Below are 24,664 nucleotides of genomic sequence, written 5' to 3'. Positions count from 1 at the left end.
AGGTTGTCCCCTGCACGAGTCCGAATCCACGGAGGTTTCATGTACGCGGTGGAGATCAACGGGACCGCTCCGCGACTCGCGGAGGACTCCTGGGCAGCCCACGGGGCCACTTTGGCGGGTTCCGTCACGCTCTCCGCAGGGGCCAGCGTCTGGTACGGCTCGGTCGTGCGCGCCGACGGGGATCGCATTTCCATCGGCGGGTGCAGCAACATCCAGGACGGCTGCGTGCTGCACGCCGATCCCGGGTTCCCGGTGACCATCGGCGAGCACGTCTCGGTGGGGCACCGGGCCGTGCTCCACGGGTGCACCGTCGACGACGAGGTACTGGTCGGGATGAGCGCGACGGTGCTCAACGGTGCCCACATCGGTACGGGCACCCTCGTCGCCGCCGGAACCGTGATCCTCGAGGGCACGGAAATCCCGCCCAATTCGCTGGTCGCGGGCGTTCCGGGCAAGGTCCGCAGGGAGACCTCCGCCGAGGAACGCGAACTCGTGAAGGCCAACGCCGAGCACTACCTGGAACTGAAGCGGCAGCACGAACAGGCCCCCGAGTCCCGCGTTCGTTGAAGTCCTCCGTTCGGTACGCCTGGCGGTGCGGACGACGCGGCCTCCCGCCGGCTCGTGAGCGGGCGTCCCGGCACGGGGGCGACCGTCCGGGGACTCCGCGCGCTCAACGTCCGGCGGGAGCACTGCCCGCCGCGGAGAGCGAGCGGGACATCCCCAGCGCGGCGGCACGCACAGCCGGCGTCAGGGAGCTCGGCCGGGCGCCCCCGAAACGTTGAACCACGGACAGGGCGGCCACCACGTCGTGGCCGTCGTGAACCGGGACGGCCACCGACACAGCGTCCGAGGTCACCTGGCGATCGCTGATCGCCACCCCGGTGCGGCGCACCTCGGCCAACGTGTTCCGCAGCGATTCCGGATCGGTGAGCGTGTACGGCGTGTACCGGGCCAGCGGTGCTTCCAGCACGCGTTGCTGGACGTCCACGGGGGAATGCGCGAGCAGCACCAGCCCCACTCCGGTGGGCGGCATCGGAAAACGCCCGCCGATACGGGTGCGGACCCCGACCGAAGAACGTCCGGCGATCCGCTCGACGAACACCATCTCGTCACCCGCGCGCACAGCGAGCTGAACGTTCTCCCTGGTCACCTCGTAGAGGTCCTCCATGAACGGCAGTGCCACCTCGCGCAGCCCCGGACCGCGCGGAGCGAGCGCCGCGATCTCGAACAGAGCCAGACCTATCCGGTATCTGCGGTCCGGGCCCCGTTCCAGGAGCCCGCGTTCGGTCAGCTCCCCGGCCATCCGGTGCACGGTGGTGGTGGCCAGCCCGGACAAGCGGGCCATCTCGCTGAGAGTCAGTTCCGGGCGCCGGGGCGAGAACGCCGCGAGGAGATCGACCAGTTTCCCCACGACGGTTTCTTTTTCCGGTCTCTCGCCGGCCTTTCCCGCGTCGGACTCCATACGTCTCCCGAGAGTGAATCACTCGTTGTGTCCTCCACGACGGGCACACCCGGACAGAATGCAGGAGAACGGCCGGTCCATGAACCCCGTTTCCCGCTCAGCGGAAATCAAACCGCGAACTGTTTTTCCCGATCTGCGGAATCCGAAGAAGAACAGCAGCGCACGGACAGCGCTCCTGCTGGATCCTGTGCACCGCTTCCGCCCTGCCCTAGTGTGCGCCACATGACTCAGCGCAGCTCTCCACCGTACCGGGCCGACCACGTCGGCAGTCTGCTACGCCCCACCTACCTGCGCACGGCCCGCGAGGACTTCGCGGCGGGCCGCATCACAGCGGAGGCGTTGCGCGAGGTCGAGGACCGCGCCGTCACCGAAGTGGTGCGCATGCAGGAGGAGATCGGGCTCTCCACCGCCACCGACGGGGAATTCCGGCGCAGCACGTGGCACATGGACTTCATCTACCGGCTCGCCGGGATCGGAAAGTCCGACTCGACCATGAACGTACGGTTCCACAACGATTCCGGAGACGTCGAATTCACTCCGGCGGCGACCAGGGTGGACGGGATGATAGCTCTGGAAGAGCCCATATTCACCGAGGATTTCGAGTACCTGAGCGGCCAGGTCACCACGAACACTCCGAAACTCACCCTTCCGTCTCCGAGCATGGTTCACTACAGAGGTGGTCCCGCTGCCATCAGTGAAGAGGTCTACCCGGACATCGAGGAGTTCTGGAACGACCTCTCCGCCGCCTACGCGGACCAGATCCGCGCCATGGGACGGCTCGGGTGCCGCTACCTGCAGCTGGACGACACCAGCCTGGCTTACCTCAACGACCCGGCGCAGCGGGAACAGCTCGCGGCGACGGGAGCCGATGCCGAGCGCCAGCACCTGCGGAACATAAAGCAGATCAACGCGGCGCTGGCCGGAAAACCGGCGGGCATGGCCGTGACCACGCACATGTGCCGGGGCAACTACCGCTCCTCCTGGGTCGCCGAGGGTGGCTACGAGTTCGTCGCCGAGGCGGTGTTCAGCGAGCTCGACGTGGACGGATTCTTCCTCGAGTACGACGACGAGCGCTCCGGCGGCTTCGCTCCGCTGCGCTTCGTCCCCGAGAACAAGATGGTGGTTCTCGGGCTGGTAACCACCAAACGCGGCGAGCTCGAGTCCAAGGACACGTTGAAACGCCGCATCGACGAGGCGAGCCGCTACATCGATCTCGACCAGCTGTGCCTGTCCCCCCAGTGTGGATTCGCCTCGACCGAGGAGGGCAACGCCCTGAACCACGAGCAGCAGGTCGCGAAGCTGAAGCTGATCGTGGAAACCGCCCAGGAGGTGTGGGGCACCTCTTAGAGGTCGTCCTCGGGTTCGTGTCCCGAACGGCAGCGGGTTCTCCCGGTCGCGCTCTCCCGGGAACGGCCCGACACCGTGCGGTCCCCGCCCGATGTCAGGCCCTGCCCCGAGAGCAGGCGGAGGTGCCGTTCAACACGAACACACCTACTCCGTTCGAGCGAACTCGATCACGGGAGGTACCTCTCCCCCGCGTCCGAGCGGTACGCACGGGGGTGTGCCATCCGATCCGCCCTTCGGAGCTTGCGGAAACCGCTCGGCGAACCCCATCGGAACGCGTCGCCGGCAGGAACCGTCGACCGGGACCGCGGTCCCGGCAACACACGACCGGACCACTGCCGCCCCCTGTGAGAACCGGCCGCGCGGGAGACCGGAACGCGCCGGGGAACGGGAAACGCGGAGCCGGATTCACACACCGGCACGATGAGGAGGTCAGCCGATGACGTACGAGGAGAAAACGCTGCTCGGAACGCTGGCCGGAGTACTCCTGCTCGCTCCGGTTCTTCTCGGGATCGGCCTGGGGTGGCCCGTCTGGGCCTGGCTGCCGCTGGCGCTCGCTCTGCTGGCGGTCCCGGTTCTTCTCGGCAGGCGGATACTCCAACGACGCGCACAGCAGCAGATCCGCAGGGAGATGCATGAAAAACAGCAGCGCAACGAGGATCCTCCGGCGCCCCATCCCTCCTACGAAGTGAGCGGACTCCGGGTGCCCACCGTTCACCCCGAGTACCCGTTGCTGCTCTCCGCCACCGTGCACTGGGTACCGGGCCCGGGAGCGGCCGGTCCCGGGCCGGAGCGTCAGCGAGCCATCGCCGTGGAATCCGTGCACGACCGCGCCAGCGCGGTGACGGCCGAGACGGGGGCGCTGGACCACGAGATCACCGCCCATCGGTTGCAGGCCGCCCTCGGGACACTGCGGCAGGACGGAGAGGGGTACCTGCAGGCCTGGGCAACCGACATCTCCCTGTCCCTCGGGGTGGAGGACGCGGAACGACTGCGTGCGCTCAGCGAGGCCGCCAAGGACGAGGAGCTCCGGCAGCGCAGGCGGGACCAGGAGCGCGGTCTGCGCGAGTACCTGGCCGAGGACGCGCTCAAGGACACCGCCACCGCGGTGGTGTGGTGGCTGGCCCAGGGCGAGATGACCAGACGGCACCTCGAGGAGACCCTCGAGCTGGTGGACGCCCTGGACCGTCTTTCCGAGCTGGCTCACAGCTCCGGAACGGCCCGTTCCGCACCGGCCTCGTCCACCACGTGGTGGACCACCTCCGAAAGGACCGGCACCGAGTCCGAGCTCGACGGGTCACGGCAGCACGGGTTCGAGTTCGACGGGAAGAACCCCGATCCCGGAATCCTGCCCATCAACGATCAGGGCGACCGGACCGCGCTGCGGGTCTACTTCGCCAAACACATGATCGAAACGGCGCATCCGGAGGACGAGCACCAGCGTGCGTTGTTCGCCGACCGGATCGCGGACATGTTCACCACGCACCGGATGCCCCGGGAGGCCTCCAGCATCCGCGCCCACTACTCGTCTTCCGGGGCCGCGGAGGACTCCGAGACCTCGACCGCGGTGATCGACGACGCCGACTTCCCCCACCACGCGCGAGAGTCCCCCACCGGAGGGAGCGAACAGCACTGATCCCGTCTCCCCGGCGGGAAACGGATCAGGAGCCGCGCGGGTCCGGGAAGCCCGTTCGGCTCCGGTTCCGCACGCCCTCCGTCCGGAAGGGGACGAAGGGCTCAGGACTCCAGGTAGCCGAGCTGGGCGGAGAGCTCCTTGGCGGCCACCGTCATCGCGTCGACCAGTTCACGCATCCGCCTGCGGGAGAAGCGGTAGGAGGGCCCGGAGGCACTCAACGCGGCTATGACCCCGCCGTCGTGGTTGTACACGGCGACGGCGGCGGCGTTCAGTCCCAGTTCCAACTCCTCGTAACTGGTCGCGAAACCGTCCCTGACGATCGACTGGAACTCTTTGCGGAGCTCCTCCGGGTCAGTGATGGTACGGGCCGTGTACTGCTGCAGCTCCTCCTTGAGCAGGTCCTCGCGATCCTCTTCCGGGGAGTGCGCGAACAGCACCTTCCCACTGGAGGTCGCGTGCAGTGGAGTCCGCTGACCGACCCAGTTGTGCGCCGTGACTGCGGCCGTGCCGCGGGCCTGGCTGATGTTGATTGCCACGTCGTGGTCACGGATGGCGATGTTGACGGTCTCACCGAGTTCGGCCGCGAGCGAGTCACAGTACGGGCCTCCCAACCGGGGAAGGTCCATCCGTTCGGTCGCGGCGCCCGCGAGGCGCACCACCCCGAACCCGATCACGTACTTGCCCCTGTCCTTGAGCTGCTCCAGCAGGCCGCGCGTTTCCAACACGCTGACCAGCCGCGACGCGGTAGACTTGTGCACACCCAGCTCACCGGCGATCTCGGTGATCCCGACTTCGCCGTTGCGCGCCACGAGTTCCAGGATCGTCACGGCCCGATCCACCGACTGGACGAGCGCTCCCGATCCCTTACCTCGTGCGTCCGCTGCTTCACTCACTACTCAACCGTATCCGTCCGGGGACAACTGCCGGAACCAGCTGCCTGCCCAGCCGTACCGTCGAACCAAAAGCACGACCGGGATTTCGCTGGACTCCCTGTTCGCAACAATGCTCGTCCGTGTGGACGAACCCGGCGGTACCGGCGAGTTCACCGGTTGCGCTACCACCACCCGGCCTGGGCGGGGAATTCGCCCGAACCGGGACCCGTCACTTTTATCCTACCGCGCGAGGGAACCACCACGACCCCCGCGAAACCGGCCCTCCACCGGCTGAGCCCTTCCGTGCGGCGGACCGGCATCGCGCCGATCGGTTCCGACGACGCGACCCCGGCCCGACGGACTCGGTCGAGCGCTGATGCGATCGCCTCCGCGGACTCATCCCTCCAGGAACTCGGCCATGGCGTCGAGCAGGAGATCCGCGAGGTACTCCGCGAACGAGCAACGCACCAGAACGCGGTACTCGGGGTCCGGCCCCACCTGCCACAGCACAGCGACAGTACGACCGAGCAGCGTCTGCGCGCAGTCGCCGACCGAAAAAGCACGCGGGTGCAGATCCAGGGAGCACACCTTTTCCAGCACCTCACGCGCGGCCGGACCGGCGAGCCGCAGCGTCGTCCTGTTCGCGGACACGTCCACCGAGGAACCGCTGGCGTCCTGCTGCGCGGAACGAACCGCCCGCAGCGCTCCACGAGCGCGCTCCTCCTCGGCCACGAGCAGCCACTCGTCCGGCCCCAGCCACAGCAGGGCCCGCCCCTCGTCGCCGCTGACCTTGTTCGCAGCGGGCGGTGTCAGATCGAGCGCCTCGGCCACCGCCTCCGAAACAGCATCGTCCGGAGGGACTCGAAGGTTGAGCTGGGTCAGGAACGGTTCCTCCCGGAGGCGGACTCCCCTCGGGCCGAGCGCCGTGGCTCGTTCGAACTCCGCACCGCGGTGCTCCAGCGGGCTGTGCCGTGGCGCCGCCGTGGCGGTGTCCGCTTCGGCGAGATCGGTTTCAACCCTGTGCAGGACCGTCACGTCGAACTCCTTCCGGATCGTAGAGAACGGGGGTGGTTATCTCCACCTCGATGTCGGAACCGTCCACGGGGGAGCGCAGCACTTCCCCGACCCGTTCCTGCCCCCTGCTGACCAGCCCGAGCGCGAAGGTGCGTCCGAGAGCGGCGCTGTGGTAGCTCGAAGTGACGTGCCCCAGCATCGGCACCGGAGGACGCCGGGAAGCATCGGGCTCGACCAGATGAGCTCCCTCGGGCAGCAGGGTGTCGGTGTCCACGGGCAGCAGCCCCACCAGCTGCTTGCGGTCCTCGCGCAGCATCTCGGGGCGGCTCAACGAACGTTTCCCGATGAAATCCTTGCGGCGGGAGACCGCCCAGTCCATGCCCAGGTCCAGTGGTGTGACGGTGCCGTCGGTGTCCTGCCCGACGATCACGAACCCCTTCTCGGCACGCAGCACGTGCATCGTCTCCGTGCCGTAGGGAGTGATGTCCAGATCGGCGCCCGCCGCCATCGCGGCGTCCCACAGCGCCCGGCCGTACCACCCGGCCACATTGATCTCGAAAGCCAGCTCCCCGGAGAAGGACACCCTTGCCACCCTGGCCGGCGTCCCGTTGCCGAGGACCGTCTCCCGGAACCGCATGAAGCCGAAGGACTCGGCGGAGACGTCCAGATCGGGGGCCAGGCGCCCCACCACCGTCCTGGAATCGGGTCCCACAACGGCGACGGCCGCCCACTGCTCGGTCACCGAAGTGCAGTAGACGTCCAGTTCGGGCCATTCTGTCTGCAACCACTCCTCGAGCCAGTCCAGCACCTTCGCCGCCCCACCGGTGGTGGTGCTCATCAGGTACCGGTCCTCGGCCAGCCGCATCGACACACCGTCGTCGAGGACCATTCCGTCCGCCCCGCACATCATCCCGTAGCGGGCTCTGCCGACGGGGAGGTTGGCGAAACCGTTGGTGTACACGCGGTCGAGAAAGGTCGGGGCGTCCGAACCGACCACCTCGATGCGCCCCAGCGTGCTCACGTCCTGAATGGCCACGCCGGTGCGCGCCGCCGCGCACTCCCGCAGGACCGCGCTGTGCATGTCCTCGCCCGAACGGGGGTAGTAACGCGGCCGTTTCCACTGGCCCACGTCCTCGAAGACCGCTCCGGCCTGTTCGTGCCGGGAGTGCATGGGAGTCGTGCGCACCGGGTCGTAGAGCGACCCGTGGGTTCGGCCCGCGAACAGGGCGATGGGCACCGGCGTGTAGGGCGGGCGGAACGTCGTGGTGCCGACCTCGCCGGGGGAGTTCGCCGCGAGCGTCTCGGCCAGCACGCCGATCGCGTTCACCCCGGAGTTCTTGCCCTGCTCGACGCCCGTGGAAATGGTCGTGTACCGCTTGACGTGCTGGACCGAACGCATCCCCGTCTCGGTGGCGGCGTGGATGTCGGCCACGGTTGCGTCGCGTTGCAGATCGACGAAGTGGTCCGTGCAGGCTTCCGGTGGACGCGATTCGTCCGGAACCGCCCAGACGGGACGGGGACGGGCTCCGGGGCGGTCCCCGTCGACCTGGGGCACGGGGGGCGGCGCGATCCGGAAACCGGCGACGGTCGCGGCTTCGGCGCCCGCCGCGAACCCCTGTGCCAGGCAACCGGCCAGGTCGTAGGTCCCGCGCGCCGCTCCCACGACTCGCGTCGAGCGCCCCCCGGTGTTCAGCGGCACGAACCCGGCGACAACCGGGTCCCAGCGCACCGTGCCACCGCTCTGCGCGAACAGCTGAACGGCCGGGTTCCACCCACCGCAGACGGCCAGCAGGTCACAGGAAACGTCGACGGGCGAGCCGTTGAGCGCACCGCCGGTGTCCAGGCCGCGGATTCTCACCGCGGAAATCCGCGGGGCCCCCTCCGTGGCGACCACGGCCGCACCGGGGTAAACCTGCGCCCCGGCCGCACGGGCCTGTTCGACCAGCCGCGCGGGGGGATCCGGCCGGGTGTCGACGATCGCGGGAACCCGCGCTCCGGAGGAGAGCAGGTCGAGAGCCGTGGTGTAGGCACTGTCCGAGGTCGTGAACACCACCGCGTTCCGCCCGGGCAGCACGGCGTGGCGGTTGAGGTAGGAACGCACCGCCGAGGCGAGCATGACCCCGGGACGGTCGTTGTCGGCGAACACGAGGGGCCGCTCGTGCGCACCCGTGGCGAGCACCAGCTGTCCCGTCCTGACGTGCCAGAGCCGTTGCCTGGTGGCCGCACCGGAGCTCGTGGGCAGGTGGTCGGTCCTGCGTTCGGCCACGAGCAGGTAGTTGTGGTCGTAGCAACCGAGCACCGCCGAGCGGGTCAGCACCCGCACGTTCTGGTTCTCGGCCAGTTCCCTGGCGGCCCGGCCCACCCATTCGGTGGCGGGATGCCCCGAGATGTGCGACTGCCCGTCCAGCAACATGCCGCCCAGCTCACGATGCTGGTCGATCAGGATCACCCGCGCGCCGCTGCGGGCCGCGGCCAGGCTCGCGGCCATGCCCGCGGGACCCGCCCCGACCACGACGACGTCGGAGTGCACGAACTTCTTGTCGTAGCGGGCGGTGTCCCGTTCCCCGCTCAGCCAGCCGACGCCCGACAGCGTGCGGGCCTCCAGTCCTTCGTACAGTTCGATCTCGGTGGCGGCGAGCATCGGTTCCGGACAACCGTCCAGCCGCTGCACCAGCGCGTTCGGCTCGGTGCAGTCGGCCGTGAGTATCCCGCGCGGTCGTCCGCGGTGCACGGAGGAGCCCACTTCGATCGTTCCGCTGGCCAGCAGTGCCGATGCGAGGGTGTCTCCAGGGCGCCCCTGCACCGTGGTTCCGTCCACGGTGCAGTTGACCACTCGGGTGCGGTCGATCCGTCCGGAGCGGACGGAGGCGTTGAGCCGGTTGGGATTGGACGAACTCATCATGGCGCTACCGACTTTCCCGGCGCCGGGGGATGTCCGGCGTCATCTCGTTGGTCGCGGTGTCACGGACGACGGAGAACCACCGGCGGCAACCGGCGGTGTGCACCCAGCGCTCTGTGAGTGCCCCCATCGGGTTCGCTCTCACGAACAGGAAGTTCCCCCACTCGGCGTCGTCGAGCTCGTGGGGATCGGTCGGATAGGCGACATCGGCCTGTCCTCCGTAGCGGAACTCGACCTCGTCGCGGTCTCCGCACCACGGGCATCGGATGAGCAGCATTGATCTCCCCCCTCAGTGGGCCACGGCCGCAGCACCGTGTTCGTCGATGAGCGCCCCGCTCGTGAACCGCTCCATCCCGTAGGGCTCGTTGAGCGGGTGCGGAGCTCCGGTGGCGATGGTGTGGGCGAACACCCACCCCGCCCCCGGCGTGGCTTTGAATCCGCCGGTTCCCCAGCCGCAGTTGACGAAGAGGTTCCCGTAGGGGGTGGGGCCGATGATCGGAGAGGCGTCGGGGGTGACGTCCACCGTTCCCGCCCAGGTGCGCAGCAGGTGTGCCCTGCCGAAGATCGGGAACAGCTCCACGGCCGCCGCCAGCTGGTTCTCGACCACGTGCACCGAACCGCGCTGCGCGTACCCGTTGTGGGTGTCTATTCCCGCTCCGAGGACCAGCTCCCCCTTGTGCGCCTGGCTGGTGTAGACGTGGACGTGGTTGGACATGACCACGCACGGGTGCACGGGTTCGAGGATCTCGGAGGCCATCGCCTGCAGTGGGTGGCTCTGCAGCGGCAGGGAGATCCCCAGCGTGTCCGTGAGGACGCTGGTCCTACCGGCCGCGGCCAGTCCGACCCGTCCCGCACCGATCGTTCCCCTGCTCGTGTGCACCCCGGTCACCCGGTCGCCGGCCGTGACGAACCCGGTGACCTCACAGTTCTGGATGAGGTCCACGCCCATCTCGTCGCACTTGCGTGCCAGCGCCCATGCGACGTGATCGTGTTTGGCCACCCCGGCTCTGCGCTGGTAGGTGGCCCCGATCACCGGATATCGCAACCGCGGTGAGGTGTCCAGGATGGGACACACCTCGGCTATCTCGTCCGGGGTCAGCCATTCGGCGTCCACCCCGTTGAGTTCGTTGGCGAAGGCGCGTCTGCGCGCGTCCCGCGCTTCCTGTTCGGTGTGGGCGAGGTTCAGCACTCCGCACTGGCTGAAGTGGAACTCGTGGTCCAGTTCCTCCGGAAGCTCCTCCCAGAGCCGCAGGGCGTGATCGTAGAGCGCCGCGCTGGCGTCGAGGAGGTAGTTCGAGCGGATGATCGTGGTGTTGCGCGCCATGTTGCCGCCCGCGAGCCAACCGCGCTCCAGGACGGCTATGTCCGTCACACCGTGATTGCGGGCCAGGTAGTAGGCGGTGGCGAGCCCGTGCCCACCCGCACCGACGATCACCACGTCGTAGTTGCTCTTCGGCTCCGGATTGCGCCACAGCCGGTCCGGAGCGGGAGAAGTGTGTCCGTCAACGACCAACGGGGCTCCTTGCTGGGAGTGCGTTCGGATTGCTCGCAGTGTTCTCGTAATTCGCCGGTTCCCACTCCGGAGTGAGTTGCGGTCCACTTTTGAATGGCCACAGCACACGAATAGTTACACACAACTAACCAACAACTGAAATGTCAGTCTGTACGGTAGACTACGAGCCGTGTCGGAAGCGGTCAATTCCCCATCGGGTGATGGCTCACCCCGGAACCTCTCGCAGGCGGAGCGGGCCTACCTGACCCTGCGGGAGGAGATCCTCTCGTTACGACTGGAACCCGGTTCACCAGTGCAGGAGGAAGCCCTCACCCGCGAACTCGACCTCGGGCGCACCCCCTTCCGGGAGGCCGTGAAACGACTCGCGGCCGAGTCCCTCGTCGCGATCTACCCCCGCCGGGGGACGTTCGTCACCGAGGTCAACATCACCGACCACGCACTGATCGCCGATGTGCGCCGCCGCCTCGAAGGACACGCGGCCCGCAGGGCGGCCGAACGGGCCACCGAAGCGGAGCGCGCGGAACTCGGCGAGCTGGCGGGGGCGGTCGAGCACCTGCCGGAGGAACGGGACGCGGTGATGGGCGTGGACGCGCGCGTCCACCGCACGCTGTACCGCTGCACCCACAACGGGTACCTGGAAAACACCCTCGGCCAGTACTACAACCTGGCGTTGCGCATCTGGGGACTGTTCTTCGATCGACTGCCCGACGTGACGGGACACGTCACCGAGCACGCAGAGTTGCTGAAGGCGGTGGTCTCCGGCGACGGGGAACGCGCGGACCGCATCGCCGTGGAGCACGTCGATCACTTCGAGAGCGCCATCCGCCGGGCCATCTGAGGCGCCGCCCGCGCCCTGCCGCCGAAACCCGAAGAAATGTTCGGGAACTCCCTGTTCAAACGCGTGATTCCACTTGCCCGGAACAACCACCTTTCGCCCGAATGTGTGTCTTGACGCACCCAGACCACCGGGCGCACTGTTGCGAGTGACGCAGATTGTTGTTCTAAACGCAACACCGGTTCCCGACTTCGACAGGGGGCGGCTATGGCTTCGGCGCTCGGTTCGCGTGCACGCACTGTGATAATCGGTGCCGGAATCGTCGGATGCAGTACCGCGTATCATCTCGCCCAACGCGGGATGACGGACGTGCTCGTGATCGAGCAGGGCCCGCTTTTCGCGACCGGAGGATCCAGCTCACACGCCCCCGGGCTGGTCTTCCAGACGAGCGGGTCCCAGACGATGACCCAGCTCGCCAGCTACACGGTCGAGCTGTTCAACTCGCTGAGCGTCGACGACCGCCCCTGCTTCCACCAGGTGGGCGGTATCGAGGTGGCCACTACCCGGGCCCGGTGGGACGACCTGCACCGCAAGCTCGGCCTGGCCACCGCGTGGGGAGTGCACGGCACACTGCTCACCCCTGAGGAGGTGCGGGAAAAGATCCCGCAGGTGGACCCGGACCACATCTACGGCGGGCTGTACGTTCCCACCGACGGGATCGCGAAGCCCGTGCGCGCGGCCGAGGCGATGTCCCACGAGGCCGAGCGGCTCGGTGTCCGTTTCGCCGAGCACACCGAAGTCACCGGCTTCGACGTCTCGGGCGGCAAAGTGCACGCCGTACACACCTCGGCCGGCACCGTGGAAACCGATTCCGTGCTGTGCTGCGCGGGAATCTGGGGACCCCGGGTAGGACAACTGGCCGGAGTTTCCGTCCCCGTGCAACCGGTGGCGCACCAGTACGCCGTCACCGAGCCCGTTCCCGGGCTCACGGCCGGTTCCGAGGAGGTCGAACAGCCGATCCTGCGGCAGCAGGACAGCTCGATGTACTTCCGCCAGATCCACGACCGCTACGGAGTCGGCTCCTACCGGCACCGCGTCATCCCGGTCTCCACGGAGGAGATCGGCCCGACCTCCGCTCCCGGCGAAGGGACCGAAGCTCCTCCGGAGGGCGGTGGCTGGAAGGGGATGTCCTCCGTGCACCCCTTCACTCCGGAGGACTTCGCCGAACCGTTCGAACGCGGCCGCGAACTCGTCCCCGAGCTGCGGCGGACCCAGATCTCCGAGGGGATGAACGGAGTCTTCCTGTTCACATCGGACGGCGGGCCGGTTCTCGGACCGACCCGCGAGGTGGACAACTTCTGGCTCGCCGAAGCGGTGTGGATCACTCACTCGGCCGGTGTGGGCAAAGCCGTGGCCGAGTGGATGACCGACGGTGTCCCCGGCACCGACCTGCGGTCCGCCGACGTACGCCGCTTCGAGAACTTCGCCCACAGCGACAGCTACGTGGCCGAGCGCAGCGCGCAGACCTTCCGCGAGGTCTACGACATCATCCACCCCCAACAGCCCCCGGAACACCCGCGTCCGCTGCGAACCAGTCCGTTCTACCCCAGGCAGCGGGAACTCGGCGCCGTGTTCCTCGAAGCCAGCGGTTGGGAACGCCCGCACTGGTTCGAGTCGAACGCACCGCTGACCGCCGAGCGCGAGATAGTCGCCCCCGGCGAGTGGGCGAGTCGGTACTGGTCCCCGATCGTCGGAGCCGAGCACCAGATCACCCGCGAACGGGTCGCCCTGTACGACATGACCTCACTGTGCCGTGCCGAGGTCAGCGGCCGCGGCGCCCTGGACCTGCTGCAGCGGCTGACCACCAACCAGCTGGACCGCGCCCCCGGCTACGTCACCTACACGCTGATGCTGGACCCCACCGGAGGAGTTCGCTCCGACGTCACGGTGGCCCGGCTGTCCGAGGACACCTTCCAGGTCGGCTGCAACGGGCAGCGCGACATCGCCTGGATGCGCGAGCACGCGGACGAGACGACCACGGTGCGGGACACGACCGGCGGAACCTGCTGCATCGGTCTCTGGGGCCCCTACGCCAGGGCCGTGTTGCAGTCGTTGACCGACGAGGACGTCTCCCACGAGGGATTCCGCTTCTTCCGGGCAAAAAGGATGTTCGTACGTGACGTCCCCGTCACCGCGCTACGGCTGTCCTACGTCGGTGAACTGGGGTGGGAGCTCTACACTTCGGCGGATTTCGGTCTCCGACTGTGGGACCTGCTTTCCGCCGCGGGCGCCGAGTACGGCGTCATCGCCGGAGGCAGAGGCGCCTTCAGCAACCTCCGGCTGGAGAAAGGATATCGGGCCTGGGGCGGCGACATGTGGAGCGAGCACACTCCCGACGAGGCCGGGCTCGCCTTCGCGGTCAAACCGGACAAGGGCGAGTTCATCGGTCGTGACGCTCTTCTCCGCCGCCGCGAGAACCCGATTCGACGCAAGTTGTGCTGTCTGTCGGTCGACGACGGCACCGTGGTCATGGGATCCGAGCCGGTCTTTCCCGACCCGACCGCCCGGCGTGCCTGCGGCTTCACCACGAGCACGGGCTACGGCCACAGCATCGGGCTCAGCCTGGCCTACGCCTGGCTGCCCTCGGAGTTGTCCGAGGCGGGAACTCCGGTGGAGGTCTCCTACTTCGGACAGCGGCACCCCGCGACGGTGATGTCCGATCCGGTTTTCGACCCCGAGATGAAACGGATGCGCTGCTGAAGCGCATCCGAACCGATCCCCCCGATCGTCGTCCCCACCGTCCTCCGCGAAGCGATGGGGATGATCCGTTCAACCCGATGACCCCTTGAGGAGTCCCCCATGAGCATCAACCCGACCCCTGCGATCCTGCAGTACCCCCGCATCCGCAAGTCGCCCTTCTTCTACGCCTCGCGCAGGCACGGGGTGGGGATGTACAGCGTGTACAACCACACCTATCACGCCAGGCACTACGGAGACCCCGTCGCCGAGTACTGGCACCTGTTGAACGGTGTGACCCTGTGGGACGTCGGCGTCGAGCGGCAGGTCGAGATCACCGGGCCGGACGCCTTCGACTTCACCAACATGCTGGTCCCCCGTGATCTCAACAAGTGCCGGGTCGGGCAGTGCAAGTACGTGTTCATCACCTCCGAGGACGGGGGGATCATCAACGATCCCGTGCTGCTGCGGCTCGGCGAGAACCACTTCTGGTTGTCGCTGGCCGACAGCGACGTGCTCCTCTGGGCCAAGGGGCTCGCCTACAGCATGGGCATGAACGTCCAGATCCGGGAACCCGACGTGGGGCCCGTGCAGGTGCAGGGCCCCAAGTCCCGCGACGTCATGATCGACCTGTTCGGTGAGTCCATCCAGGACATCCCCTACTACTACGCGGTGGACCGCGAACTCGACGGCATGGAAGTGATCGTCTCGCGGACCGGGTACACCGCCGAGCTCGGTTACGAGATCTACCTGCACAACGCCAGCCGCGACGGCGTACGACTCTGGGAGAAGATCTGGGAGGCCGGCCGCCCCTACGACATGCAGGTGATCGGTCCCTGCCACATCCGCAGGATCGAGGCCGGGATCCTCTCCTGGGGATGCGACATCACCTACGACACCAACCCGTTCGAGGTCGGCTACGGATTCGAGGCGACCTGGATGGTCGACCTCAACCAGGAGGCCGACTTCATCGGAAAGTCGGCACTGACCCGCATCTACAACGAGGGGATCAGCCGCAGGCTGGTGGGCGTGAAGATCGGTGGCCCGGAAGTGGGCAGCTTCAACGACGGCTCGATGATCGACACCTTCCCCGTGCGGGACCCGAACGGCCTGCACATCGGAGACGTCACCTCGGCCTGCTACTCACCGCGGGTGGAGAGCAACATCGGTTACGCCATGGTGCCGATCAGCTACCGCGAGACGGGCACTCCCCTCGTCGTCGAGACCCAGCACGGACCGCAGGACGCCGTGGTGGCCGAAAAGCCCTTCCTCGACCCGAACAAGCAGATCCCCAAGCAGCTCGAGCGGCAGGAAGAAGCGGCGGTGTCGAAATGAACACGAACGCGCGGCAACAGCTACAGCACTACCTGCGCAACGCTCGCTACGAAGTTCTGCCGTTGCGCGGAGCACTGGAACAGGCGCAGGGGCTGCCCCCCGGTACGACGGTGACCGTGACCTCCTCGCCTTCCAAGGGGACCGAGGCCACCCTGGATCTCGCCGCCAGACTGCGCGGTTCGGGGATGCACGTCGTCCCGCACCTGGCGGCGAGGCTCGTCAGGGACAACGCGCATCTCGACGAGCTGCTGGCACGGATCGAGGCGCTGGGACTCACCGAGGTGTTCGTGATCGCCGGTGACGCGGACGACCCCGCGGGCAGGTTCACCGACGCGCTTTCCCTGCTCCGCGGGATGGAGGAGATCGGAAACAGACCGCACCGGGTGGGCATCACCGGCTACCCCGAACCGCACTCCTTCATCTCGGACCAGATGACGATCCAGGCCACCGACGAGAAGGCGCGGTACGCGGACTACATCGTCTCACAGATCTGCTACGACCCGAACACGATCGCCTCGTGGGTCAAAACCATGCGGGCCAGAGGGGTGACCCTTCCGGTCTACATCGGTGCTCCCGGTTCCATCGATCCGAGCAAGCTGTTGCGGATCTCGATGAAGATCGGGCTGGGGCAGTCCATGAGGTTCCTGCGCAAGCAGCACGGGGTGGTCGGGAAGCTGCTCACCCGTTACACCCCGGAGAACGTCTTCGACGAGCTCTCCCCTTACCTCGTGGATCCGGACTACAACATCGCCGGTTGTCACTTGTTCACCTTCAACGAGATCACCAAAACCAGGCAGTGGGCCATGGAAACGGCCGACCGTTTGCAGGAGGTGCCCGCATGAACATGCCGTCCGACCTGGACATCTCGCGATCCTCCCCGCGCAGGTCGCTGGAGGAGATCGCCGCGCAGCTGGGGCTGGCTCCTCATCTGCTCGAACCGTACGGCCGGGACGTGGCCAAGGTCTCCCTGGACGCCCTCGAGGAGGCCGGCACGGAGAACCGTGCCAAGTACGTCCTGGTGTCGGCCATCACTCCCACCCCGTTGGGGGAGGGCAAGACGACCACCACCGTCGGGCTCGGCCAGGCGCTGCGCCACCTGGGCAAGACCTCGGCGGTGACCGTCCGCCAGCCCTCCATGGGGCCCACCTTCGGCATCAAGGGTGGGGCGGCGGGCGGTGGTTACAGCCAGGTCGTGCCGATGGAGGCACTGAACCTGCATCTCACCGGGGACATGCACGCGGTCACCGCCGCCAACAACATGTTGGCCGCGATGGTGGACAACCATCTGCACAAGGGGAACCGGCTGGGGCTGGATCCGCGTCGCATCACCTGGCGGAGGGTTACCGACGTCAACGACAGGGACCTGCGCAACATCGTGACCGGGTTGGGCGGAAACGACGACGGTTCACCGCACCAGACGGGTTTCGACATCACCGCGGCGAGCGAGGTGATGGCGGTCCTCGCGCTGTCCACCTCGTTGCACGACATGCGTGCCCGGCTCGGACGGATCGTCGTCGGATACACCTACGACGGCGGGCCGGTCACCGCCGAGCAGCTCGGCGCGGCCGGAGCCATGACGGTGATCATGCGCGAGGCCATCAAGCCCAACCTGATGCAGACGGTGGAGAACACCCCCGTGCTGGTGCACGCGGGCCCGTTCGGCAACATCGCCCACGGGAACTCCTCGATCGTGGCCGATCGGATAGCCAGCAGGTGTGCCGACTACGTGGTCACCGAGGCGGGGTTCGGCGCCGACATGGGGGCCGAACGGTTCTTCAACATCAAGTGCCGCAACTCCGGGCTCAGCCCGGACGCGGCGGTGCTGGTGGCCACCGTCCGGGCGCTCAAGGCTCACTCCGGTCGTTTCCGGGTGGTGGCGGGCAAGGACCTGCCGGAGGAGATGCTGGCCGAGAACCCCGACGACGTGTTGGCCGGGGCGGCGAACCTGCGCAAGCAGATCGACAACCTCCGGTTGCACGGTGTTTCCCCGGTGGTGGCGGTCAACGCCTTTCCGTCCGACTACGCCAGTGAGCACCAGGCGATCCGTGACATCGCCGAGCAGGCGGGGGCCAGGGTCGCGATCAGCACCCATTTCAGCGATGGCGGCAAGGGAGCTGTCGAACTCGCCGAGGCGGTCGCCGAGGCCGCCGAGGAACCGAGCCGGTTCGAGCTGCTCTATCCCGACTCCGCCGACCTGCGGAGCAAGATCGAGACGATAGCCACCCGGGTCTACGGGGCCGAGGACGTCTCCTACGAGCCCGCGGCGGCGAAAGCGCTGAAGAGCTACGCGGAGAACGGCTTCGGTTCGTTGCCGGTATGTGTCGCCAAGACACATCTGTCGCTGAGCTCGAACCCGAGCCTGCTCGGGGCTCCGACTGGGTGGACGCTGCCCGTACGCGATGTCCGCGCCTCGGTGGGAGCCGGGTTCGTCTACCCGATCTGCGGCGATATCCGCACCATGCCGGGGCTCAGTTCCCGCCCCGCAGCGGAACGGATCGACATCGACGACCGCGGTGAGGTCGTCGGATTGAGTTGAACGCTCCCGCTCCGCCCGCACCGCACCGGTCACGACAACCGTCGGGTCGGTGCGGTGACTCGGTGCGGTGACGGCGCCGATTCCGCTCGGTCGGCTTCCGGCACCTTCTCGGCCCGTGCCGGGCACCGCCGTGGTACGAGGTGGCCGACAGCGGACCTCCGGGGCACACGTGCCGATGTTTCCAGGCTGCCCGGCGACGACACCGGAAGACGACCGTTCTCCGCGACGTGAGAACCGGAAATCTTCCGAATATTTTTCGTTTTAAATTCTCACACCATCGTGCCAAACACTTCGTGCTCGCACGGCCGAAGCTCCACACAGGCACGTTTTATCCCCGCTTCCCGCTCATCGACCGACCCAACTTGATCATTTCAGCGAAAAGGCTTCCCGCGTCGAAGCGCCACCGAGAAGATGATCAAGAATCCCGACTTTCGTCGAGCGCGGTGATCGCCGCAGAAGTGCGGTCCGCAACACCCAACTTGGTGAATATACCGTGCAGGTGATTTTTCACGGTCCGCTCCGATATCGACAGCGAGCGCGCGATCTGACGATTGGACCTGCCACGCACCAAGTGGTCGAGGACCTCCCCCTCACGCCGGGTCAGCCGGTCGAGCCCGGAAGGTTCGGACTTCACGACCTCCCCGTCGCCGTCCTGGTCCTCCCCCTGGTACCCAGCCAGCCTCACCCGCAGCGTGACCAGTTGGTTGATCTGGTCGACCAGATGGTCCAAGGCCTCCGAGTGCTCCATGGCCTCGCGCAGCATCGCCGTGATTGCCGAATCGAGTGCCTTCCGGTAAGAATCGATCATGAAATGACTCCCGCCACTCTCCACCATTGCCACCTATCGACCTGACGGTCCCCTGGCGGTGTTTCGAGCCACCGCGGTGATCTCGGTCACTTTTCGCGGCCGGGGCCGGCTCGGACACCATCCTGGTTGTCGTCACGTCCGAGGGGACATTCCACCTTCCCGGCGTCGATTTAGCACTTCTGTTCATAGAATTCGTACTAACGGACCATTAAAGCCAACCGCCATTCCAGCCCGTGATCACGAGGAGTGGAACCTTCCTCCTATGTGCTCGCACCGCTCTCCCGCCATAGGTTTCGGAAAGTCGGTACAACGACAACTCGATTCCTAGGAGATGAACATGTCGGGTAGGCCGGCGGTCAGCCGACCTGGCACACCAGCTTCCACACAGGTACCGCCAGGCGAATTGCCCGAACACGGTAGGGAGGCTTCCGCTGCCGCGGATGTGCTCAGGAAGCGCCTGGGGGGTGACACGTCCCCCACGATGAACCTCGCCACTTTCCTGGCCACCTCTTACGAGCCGGAAGCCGCCCAGCTGTTCAGTGAATATCTCGAATACAACCTGGTCGACCGGGACCAGTACCCCGCGGCGACCGAAATCGAGCAGCAGTGCGTCCGGATCCTCGGGGAGCTGTGGAACGGCGATCCCAAGGGCGTGGTCGGCGGAGCCACCACCGGTTCCAGCGAGGCCGCGTTACTCGCGGGAGCGGCCCTGCTTCGCAGGTGGGAGCACAACTCCCGCTACCGGGGCCGGAACGCTCGGCCGAACCTGGTCTTCGGGGCCAACGCACACGTCTGCTGGCACAAGTTCTGCAGGCACTGGAACGTCGAACCCCGTGTCGCCCCGGTCGGACCACAGGCACTGCACCTGACCCCCGAGTCGGTCACCGAGCTGTGTGATGAGAACACCATAGGGGTGGTCGGCATCCTCGGATCCACCATAGACGGCAGCTACGAACCGATTGCCGAGATCGCCGCCGCCCTCGACGAGCTCGCCGAGTCGGGCGGTGTCGACGTGCCGTTGCACATCGACGCGGCTTCCGGCGGTTTCATAGCACCGTTCCTCGACCCCGAACTGGTATGGGACTTCCGGCTCTCCCGGGTGCAGTCCATCAACACCTCCGGACACAAGTACGGTCTGGTCCCCCCGGGGCTGGGTTGGATGCTCTGGCGGAACCGACAGGCACGCACCGGATGGTTGAACTTCCGGACGAACTATCTGGGCAGTCCCCGCACGCACCACGAGTTGACCTTCTCGCGTTCCGCCGCACCGGTGGTGGTGCAGTACTACAACTTCGTTCGACTCGGTTTCGAGGGTTACCGCGCCGCGCACGCACGGACCCGCGAGACCGCCGCGATGCTGGCCGACGCACTGGCCGAGACGGGGCCGTTCCAAATACTCGGAGACGGCCGCCAACTGCCCGTGGTGGCGCTTCGGCTCCGGGACCACGTGCAGTGGAAGCTGCACGAACTGTCCGACTACCTGGGCCAGCTGGGCTGGTCCGTTCCCGTCTACGCACTTCCGCCCGATATGGAGGAGACGGACGTGCTGCGTGTGGTGATACGTGACGACATGACTCGGGGAGAGGCCGAAAGCCTGCTGTCGAACGTGCGGCGTTTCGTCACCACGCCCTGAAGTCGCCACAGATTCTCCGTGGCCGCCCCGTCCCGGTACCGGAAGAGGCCCCCGTACCGGAAGCCCCTCCTCTGCGGAAGTTCGTACGGCCACGTCGAGTTTCCGGGGCCCGTACAGCGCTCCGGACCGTTTCGAACACCAACCGGATGAAAGGAGCGGCAATGTCGCCGATCCGTGCCGTCTGTAGGCTCAACAGTCAGGAACCTCCCTACGCGGGGAGTGGAATACGTCTGGGAATCTTCCAGGCCGAGAACCCGGTGGGAACGCCGGACGCGGTTGAGGCGAACCTGCGGCGGCTGCACGAGGCCGTTCGCATGGCGAGCATGTACCGCTGCCAGCTGACGGTCTTCCCCGAGTGCTATGTCACCGGTTACGCGCTGAGCCCGGATGAGTGCCAGCAGCTGGCCGAGCCCAGCTCGGGCGACACCGTCACAACCGCCTGCGAACTGTCCCTGCGCTACGAAACGGCCATCGCGCTGCCCTACGTGGAACGCGCTTCCCGCGGTACCGTGCACGACTCGATCGCGCTGGTCTCCGACGGCGAACTCGTCGCCAACTACCGCAAAACCCATCTCTACGGAGCCGCCGAACGTGCCAACTTCACGGCAGGCACCGAGCTCCCGCCCGTGTCCAAGATCAACCAGTATCCGGTGGGACTGCTGAACTGCTACGAATGCGAGTTCCCCCCGCTCTACCAGAGTCTGGTGCAGCGGGGGGCCGGTCTCGTGGTCGGCCCCACGGCCGCGGATCAGCACTTCGTGTTGCACGACGGAACACCGACACGGGTCCCCTACCCGGACGCGACAGAGCACATCATTCCGGCCATGGCCTCGGTGTGGCGTGTCTTCGTCGCCTACGCCAATCGGCGCGGCTGGGAAAGCACGGAACGCGGGTACTGGCAGTACCGCGGCAACTCCGGCGTGTGGGCGCCGGACGGGAGTGCTCTGGTGGCGGCAGGCCCGGAGGAACGCTCGGTGGACTCACTGCTGGTCAGCGACTGCGTCCCGGACCGGATTCCTCCGTTCAGCCCGGAAGGTGATCATTACAGCGACCTCCGGGTCTCCCTCCGGCACGAACTGCTGCCCGCCACATGACCGGTACGGGCTGCCCCGGAAGGGGGTCTTCCGGTTCGTCCGGGGCACCTGACTGACGGAGACCGCTGACAGGCGCGGCCGGTTTTCAGCCGCGCTTCGCGAGCACGGTGGCCATCGGCGCGGTTCCGACCCCTTCCGCGTCGAAACGGGAACGGATCGTCTCCGCGATCTCGACCGCGTTCGGCCGGTCACCGTGCACGCAGATCGTGTCGGCGTCCACCGGAACCGTCTCACCGTTCATCGAGACGAGTTCACCCCGCAGCACTGACATCGCCTGTTCGGTGCACTGCTGCGGGGATTTCGCCCGAGGCACCGGTTCGATGACGATGTGCCCGCTGTCGTCGTAGTCCAGATCCGCGAACGCCTCCCGCACCACGGGGTATCCCTTGGCAGCGATCCGTTGGGCCGTGTGTCCGGCCAGCAACACGATGTTCGTCTCGGGGGCGGCGTTGGCCAGCGCGTCGACCACCGCGTCGGCCACGTTCTCGTCCCGCAGCGTCAGCCCGTACAGCGCTCCGTGTGGTTTGACGTGCGTGACGGGAACTCCGAAGCTGTCGGCGATACCGCGCAGCGCCCCGAACTGATACAGGCACGCGTCCGCCGCCTCCTGCGGACTCAGCGCGATGGCCCGCCTCCCGAATCCGGCCAGGTCGGGCATACCGGGATGGGCCCCCACCGAGGCCCCCGCGTCCCGCGCGATCCGCAACGTCCTGTGCATTGTGCCCGGATCCCCCGCGTGCCATCCGCAGGCGATGTTCACCGAGTTGACGAGCGGAATCAGTTGGTCGTCCGCGCCGAGAGTCCAGCGTCCGAAACTCTCCCCCGCATCGGCGTTGAGGTCCACCAACGTCTGCATTCCGCACCTCCACGGCGAGTGAGACCGGTCACAAACACCCTACTTCATATTGACGATTCATGCAGACGGACGTTGTCGCGCGTCGCGAAATCAATCAGCCTGTCCCTCGAACGTGCGAAACCCGTGCGGGTAAGTCCTGCGTCATCAATCCGCGCGATGCATGCTCGTGCACACGGACAGATCGCAGTCAACCCCGGAGGTCGATATGGCGGAAACGACGGTACGACTGCCAGAGGCCCGCTACGAGTTCGGGGGAGACGAGTTCGTTTTCGTCGAGCTGGACCGGGAAATGAGCCTGCAGGCCAACTTCAAGGCCATGGCGATCACCGGGGCTCTGCGTGACCGGGAACTGGAGGGGGTCGTCGACATCTGCCCCTCCAACGCCTCCTATCTGGTCAGACTGGACCCCGGGAAACTGCACCCCACCGAACTGGTCGAGGAACTGCGACGGTTGGAGCACTCGGCCGGCGAACTGGACGGGACCCGTGTGGTCTCCACCCGGGTAGTGGACGTCCCGGTGCTTTTCGACGACCCCTGGACCAGGGAGACCCTGCTCCGGTTCAGGGACAATCACCAGGACCCGAACGTGACCGATCTGGAGTACGCCGCTCGGATCAACGGCTTCTCCGCGGTCGAAGAGCTGATCGAGGCGATCGGCAGCGCTCCCTTCATCGTCACCATGCTCGGCTTCGTCCCGGGCCTGCCCTTCTGCTACCAGATGGTCCCGCGGGAGCGGCAGATCGAGGTGCCCAAGTACGTGCGCCCGCGAACGGACACCCCGGAGCGGGCGTTCGGTTACGGCGGTGCTTTCGCGGTCGTCTACCCGGTTCGCGGTGCGGGCGGGTACCAGCTGTTCGGAATCGCACCCGCCCCCGTGTTCGACGGCACCCAGAGCCTGCCCGACTTCCACGACCGGATCGCGTTCCCGCGGCCGAGCGACATTCTGCGCTATCGCCCCATCGATCGTGCCGAGTACGACCACGTCCGCTCGGAGGTGGAGGCCGGAACCTTCCGCTACCGCATTCGTGAGGTGGAGTTCTCGCCCACGGCTTTTCTCGAGGACCCGGACTCGGTCAACCGCGACTTGTTGGAGGAGTTGTACCGATGAACGAAGTACTAGTCCGTTCGGGAGGGTTGTACACCACGGTCCAGGACGCCGGACGCGACGGGCACTACGCGATCGGCATGCCCCCTTCCGGCGCGATGGACCGCTACTCCTTCACCATCGCCAACCTCCTCGCCGGGAACCCGGGGCCGACCGCCGCGCTGGAAGCGACCTACCTGGGACCGGAACTCGAGTTCACCGATTCCCGCACCGTCGCGGTCACCGGAGCGGACTGTTCCGTCACGGTCAGCGGAGCCTCCGCTCCGATGTGGATGAGCCTGCGAGTGGGACCGGGCGACGTCCTCGGATTCGGTCCGCTCAAGGCGGGCGCACGCCCCTATGTCGCGATCAGCGGGGGACTGGACGTTCCCGAGTACCTGAACTCCCGCTCCACCTACAAGCTCACCGGGATCGGGGGGTTCGGGGGCCGCGCGCTGGCCGAAGGGGACCGCGTTCCGCTCGGGCAGGCGCAGGATCCCCCCGCCGAGGGCACCACCGTTCCCGAGGAGTTCCTGCCCGAATTTCCCGACGTGGTGGAACTGCGCCTGGTGGTCGGGCTGTGTTCCTACCGGCTCACCGAGAACGCGCTGGACTCCTTTCTCGACACGACGTGGAAAGTGACCAAGGACGCCGACCGGATCGGCTACCGTCTTCGCGGCGGGACGATCGACTTCGTCGAGCGGGAACAACCTTTCGGGGCGGGCAGCGATCCGGCCAACGTCGTCGACCTCGGCTATCCGATCGGGTCCGTCCAGATCCCCGGAGGCAACGAGCCGATCATCCTGCTGAACGACGCTGTCACCGGTGGCGGTTACGCGACCGTGGGCACGGTCGTGTCGGCCGACCGCGATCGCGTGGCCCAGACCGGCACGGGCGGTTACGTGCGGTTCAACGCCACCGATGTCGACTCCGCCGTACAAGCTCGTCAGGACCGCGACGCGTGGCTGCACAAGCTCCGCACGGTTCTGACTGGTTGAGCGCCGGAGGACGCGAAGCACCCCGGCGGTCAGCAACGCGCAGCGGCTCAAGCGGACCTCTCGTCGAAG

General features: G+C 67.1%; 20 protein-coding genes. 12 read left to right on the top strand and 8 right to left on the bottom strand.

Translation table 11 applies throughout. From position 1 onward, the window contains the following. Positions 1-39: 39 nt before the first annotated feature. Positions 40-567: a gamma carbonic anhydrase family protein gene (locus tag FHR84_RS07190; RefSeq protein ID WP_179534676.1), complete on the top strand. Its 528-nt coding sequence runs from the start codon at positions 40-42 to the stop codon at positions 565-567. 103 nt (positions 568-670) lie between these two features. Here FHR84_RS07190 and FHR84_RS07185 read toward each other — a convergent pair whose 3' ends face one another. Beyond that, the gene (locus FHR84_RS07185; RefSeq protein ID WP_179534675.1) at positions 671-1,462 is read right to left on the bottom strand and encodes an IclR family transcriptional regulator; all 792 of its coding nucleotides are present in this window, start codon (positions 1,460-1,462) and stop codon (positions 671-673) included. A gap of 222 nt (positions 1,463-1,684) precedes the next feature. On the opposite strand from FHR84_RS07185, the gene FHR84_RS07180 reads away from it, so the two are divergent. After that, positions 1,685-2,809 (top strand): 5-methyltetrahydropteroyltriglutamate--homocysteine S-methyltransferase, encoded by a 1,125-nt coding sequence (locus tag FHR84_RS07180; protein ID WP_179534674.1) that lies wholly within the window; start codon positions 1,685-1,687, stop codon positions 2,807-2,809. A gap of 436 nt (positions 2,810-3,245) precedes the next feature. Further along, positions 3,246-4,442 (top strand): hypothetical protein, encoded by a 1,197-nt coding sequence (locus FHR84_RS07175; protein ID WP_179534673.1) that lies wholly within the window; start codon positions 3,246-3,248, stop codon positions 4,440-4,442. A gap of 101 nt (positions 4,443-4,543) precedes the next feature. On the opposite strand, the gene FHR84_RS07170 is transcribed toward FHR84_RS07175, so the two are convergent. The 5 genes from FHR84_RS07170 to FHR84_RS07150 all read right to left on the bottom strand — a co-directional run bounded on the left by FHR84_RS07170 (position 4,544) and on the right by FHR84_RS07150 (position 10,740). Continuing rightward, positions 4,544-5,335 carry an IclR family transcriptional regulator gene (locus FHR84_RS07170; RefSeq protein ID WP_425489868.1) on the bottom strand — a complete coding sequence of 264 codons (792 nt, stop codon included), beginning with the start codon at positions 5,333-5,335 and terminating at the stop codon, positions 4,544-4,546. Positions 5,336-5,710: 375 nt separating this feature from the next. After that, a complete protein-coding gene (locus FHR84_RS07165) occupies positions 5,711-6,349 on the bottom strand; it encodes a sarcosine oxidase subunit gamma family protein (RefSeq protein ID WP_179534672.1) in 639 nt (212 codons plus the stop codon). Further along, entirely contained in the window at positions 6,327-9,230 is a 2,904-nt protein-coding gene (locus tag FHR84_RS07160; RefSeq protein WP_179534671.1) for a 2Fe-2S iron-sulfur cluster-binding protein, read from the bottom strand. Before FHR84_RS07160 ends, FHR84_RS07165 begins: the two co-directional genes overlap by 23 nt. Before the next feature lie 4 nt (positions 9,231-9,234). Then, positions 9,235-9,504, bottom strand: coding sequence for a sarcosine oxidase subunit delta (locus tag FHR84_RS07155; protein ID WP_179534670.1), 270 nt, complete (start codon positions 9,502-9,504; stop codon positions 9,235-9,237). 12 nt (positions 9,505-9,516) lie between these two features. Beyond that, positions 9,517-10,740 (bottom strand): sarcosine oxidase subunit beta family protein, encoded by a 1,224-nt coding sequence (locus FHR84_RS07150; RefSeq protein ID WP_179534669.1) that lies wholly within the window; start codon positions 10,738-10,740, stop codon positions 9,517-9,519. A gap of 169 nt (positions 10,741-10,909) precedes the next feature. On the opposite strand from FHR84_RS07150, the gene FHR84_RS07145 reads away from it, so the two are divergent. From FHR84_RS07145 to FHR84_RS07125, 5 genes are all read left to right on the top strand, one after another. Continuing rightward, a complete protein-coding gene (locus FHR84_RS07145) occupies positions 10,910-11,578 on the top strand; it encodes an FCD domain-containing protein (protein WP_179534668.1) in 669 nt (222 codons plus the stop codon). Between the two features lie 204 nt (positions 11,579-11,782). After that, positions 11,783-14,275 (top strand): GcvT family protein, encoded by a 2,493-nt coding sequence (locus tag FHR84_RS07140; protein WP_179534667.1) that lies wholly within the window; start codon positions 11,783-11,785, stop codon positions 14,273-14,275. Between the two features lie 99 nt (positions 14,276-14,374). Further along, positions 14,375-15,586 (top strand): glycine cleavage T C-terminal barrel domain-containing protein, encoded by a 1,212-nt coding sequence (locus FHR84_RS07135; protein WP_179534666.1) that lies wholly within the window; start codon positions 14,375-14,377, stop codon positions 15,584-15,586. After that, the gene (locus tag FHR84_RS07130) at positions 15,583-16,428 is read left to right on the top strand and encodes a methylenetetrahydrofolate reductase (RefSeq protein ID WP_179534665.1); all 846 of its coding nucleotides are present in this window, start codon (positions 15,583-15,585) and stop codon (positions 16,426-16,428) included. The genes FHR84_RS07135 and FHR84_RS07130 overlap by 4 nt, the downstream gene beginning before the upstream one ends. Then, a complete protein-coding gene (locus tag FHR84_RS07125; protein ID WP_179534664.1) occupies positions 16,425-18,122 on the top strand; it encodes a formate--tetrahydrofolate ligase in 1,698 nt (565 codons plus the stop codon). Before FHR84_RS07130 ends, FHR84_RS07125 begins: the two co-directional genes overlap by 4 nt. 415 nt (positions 18,123-18,537) lie before the next feature. Here the strand turns inward: FHR84_RS07125 and FHR84_RS22810 are convergent, their stop codons facing one another. Continuing rightward, the gene (locus FHR84_RS22810) at positions 18,538-18,930 is read right to left on the bottom strand and encodes a helix-turn-helix transcriptional regulator (RefSeq protein WP_179534663.1); all 393 of its coding nucleotides are present in this window, start codon (positions 18,928-18,930) and stop codon (positions 18,538-18,540) included. A gap of 331 nt (positions 18,931-19,261) precedes the next feature. On the opposite strand from FHR84_RS22810, the gene gad reads away from it, so the two are divergent. Both gad and FHR84_RS07110 read left to right on the top strand, forming a co-directional pair. Beyond that, positions 19,262-20,563, top strand: coding sequence for a glutamate decarboxylase (gad, locus tag FHR84_RS07115; RefSeq protein ID WP_179534662.1), 1,302 nt, complete (start codon positions 19,262-19,264; stop codon positions 20,561-20,563). 161 nt (positions 20,564-20,724) lie between these two features. After that, positions 20,725-21,657, top strand: coding sequence for a nitrilase-related carbon-nitrogen hydrolase (locus FHR84_RS07110; protein ID WP_179534661.1), 933 nt, complete (start codon positions 20,725-20,727; stop codon positions 21,655-21,657). Positions 21,658-21,742: 85 nt separating this feature from the next. Here the strand turns inward: FHR84_RS07110 and FHR84_RS07105 are convergent, their stop codons facing one another. Beyond that, complete coding sequence (locus tag FHR84_RS07105; RefSeq protein WP_179534660.1) at positions 21,743-22,513, bottom strand: LamB/YcsF family protein; 771 nt, start codon at positions 22,511-22,513, stop codon at positions 21,743-21,745. Positions 22,514-22,718: 205 nt separating this feature from the next. Between FHR84_RS07105 and FHR84_RS07100 the strand changes: the two genes are divergently transcribed. Both FHR84_RS07100 and FHR84_RS07095 read left to right on the top strand, forming a co-directional pair. Further along, positions 22,719-23,621 (top strand): 5-oxoprolinase subunit B family protein, encoded by a 903-nt coding sequence (locus FHR84_RS07100; RefSeq protein ID WP_179534659.1) that lies wholly within the window; start codon positions 22,719-22,721, stop codon positions 23,619-23,621. After that, positions 23,618-24,595, top strand: a complete 978-nt coding sequence (locus FHR84_RS07095) for a 5-oxoprolinase subunit C family protein (protein ID WP_179534658.1) — start codon at positions 23,618-23,620, stop codon at positions 24,593-24,595. The genes FHR84_RS07100 and FHR84_RS07095 overlap by 4 nt, the downstream gene beginning before the upstream one ends. Positions 24,596-24,664 lie beyond the last annotated feature (69 nt).

Origin of the sequence: Actinopolyspora biskrensis (assembly GCF_013408175.1) — a bacterium.
Classification (GTDB): domain Bacteria; phylum Actinomycetota; class Actinomycetes; order Mycobacteriales; family Pseudonocardiaceae; genus Actinopolyspora; species Actinopolyspora biskrensis.
Note: the sequence above shows the minus strand (reverse complement) of the source record. Positions and strands in the feature narration are given on the sequence as shown.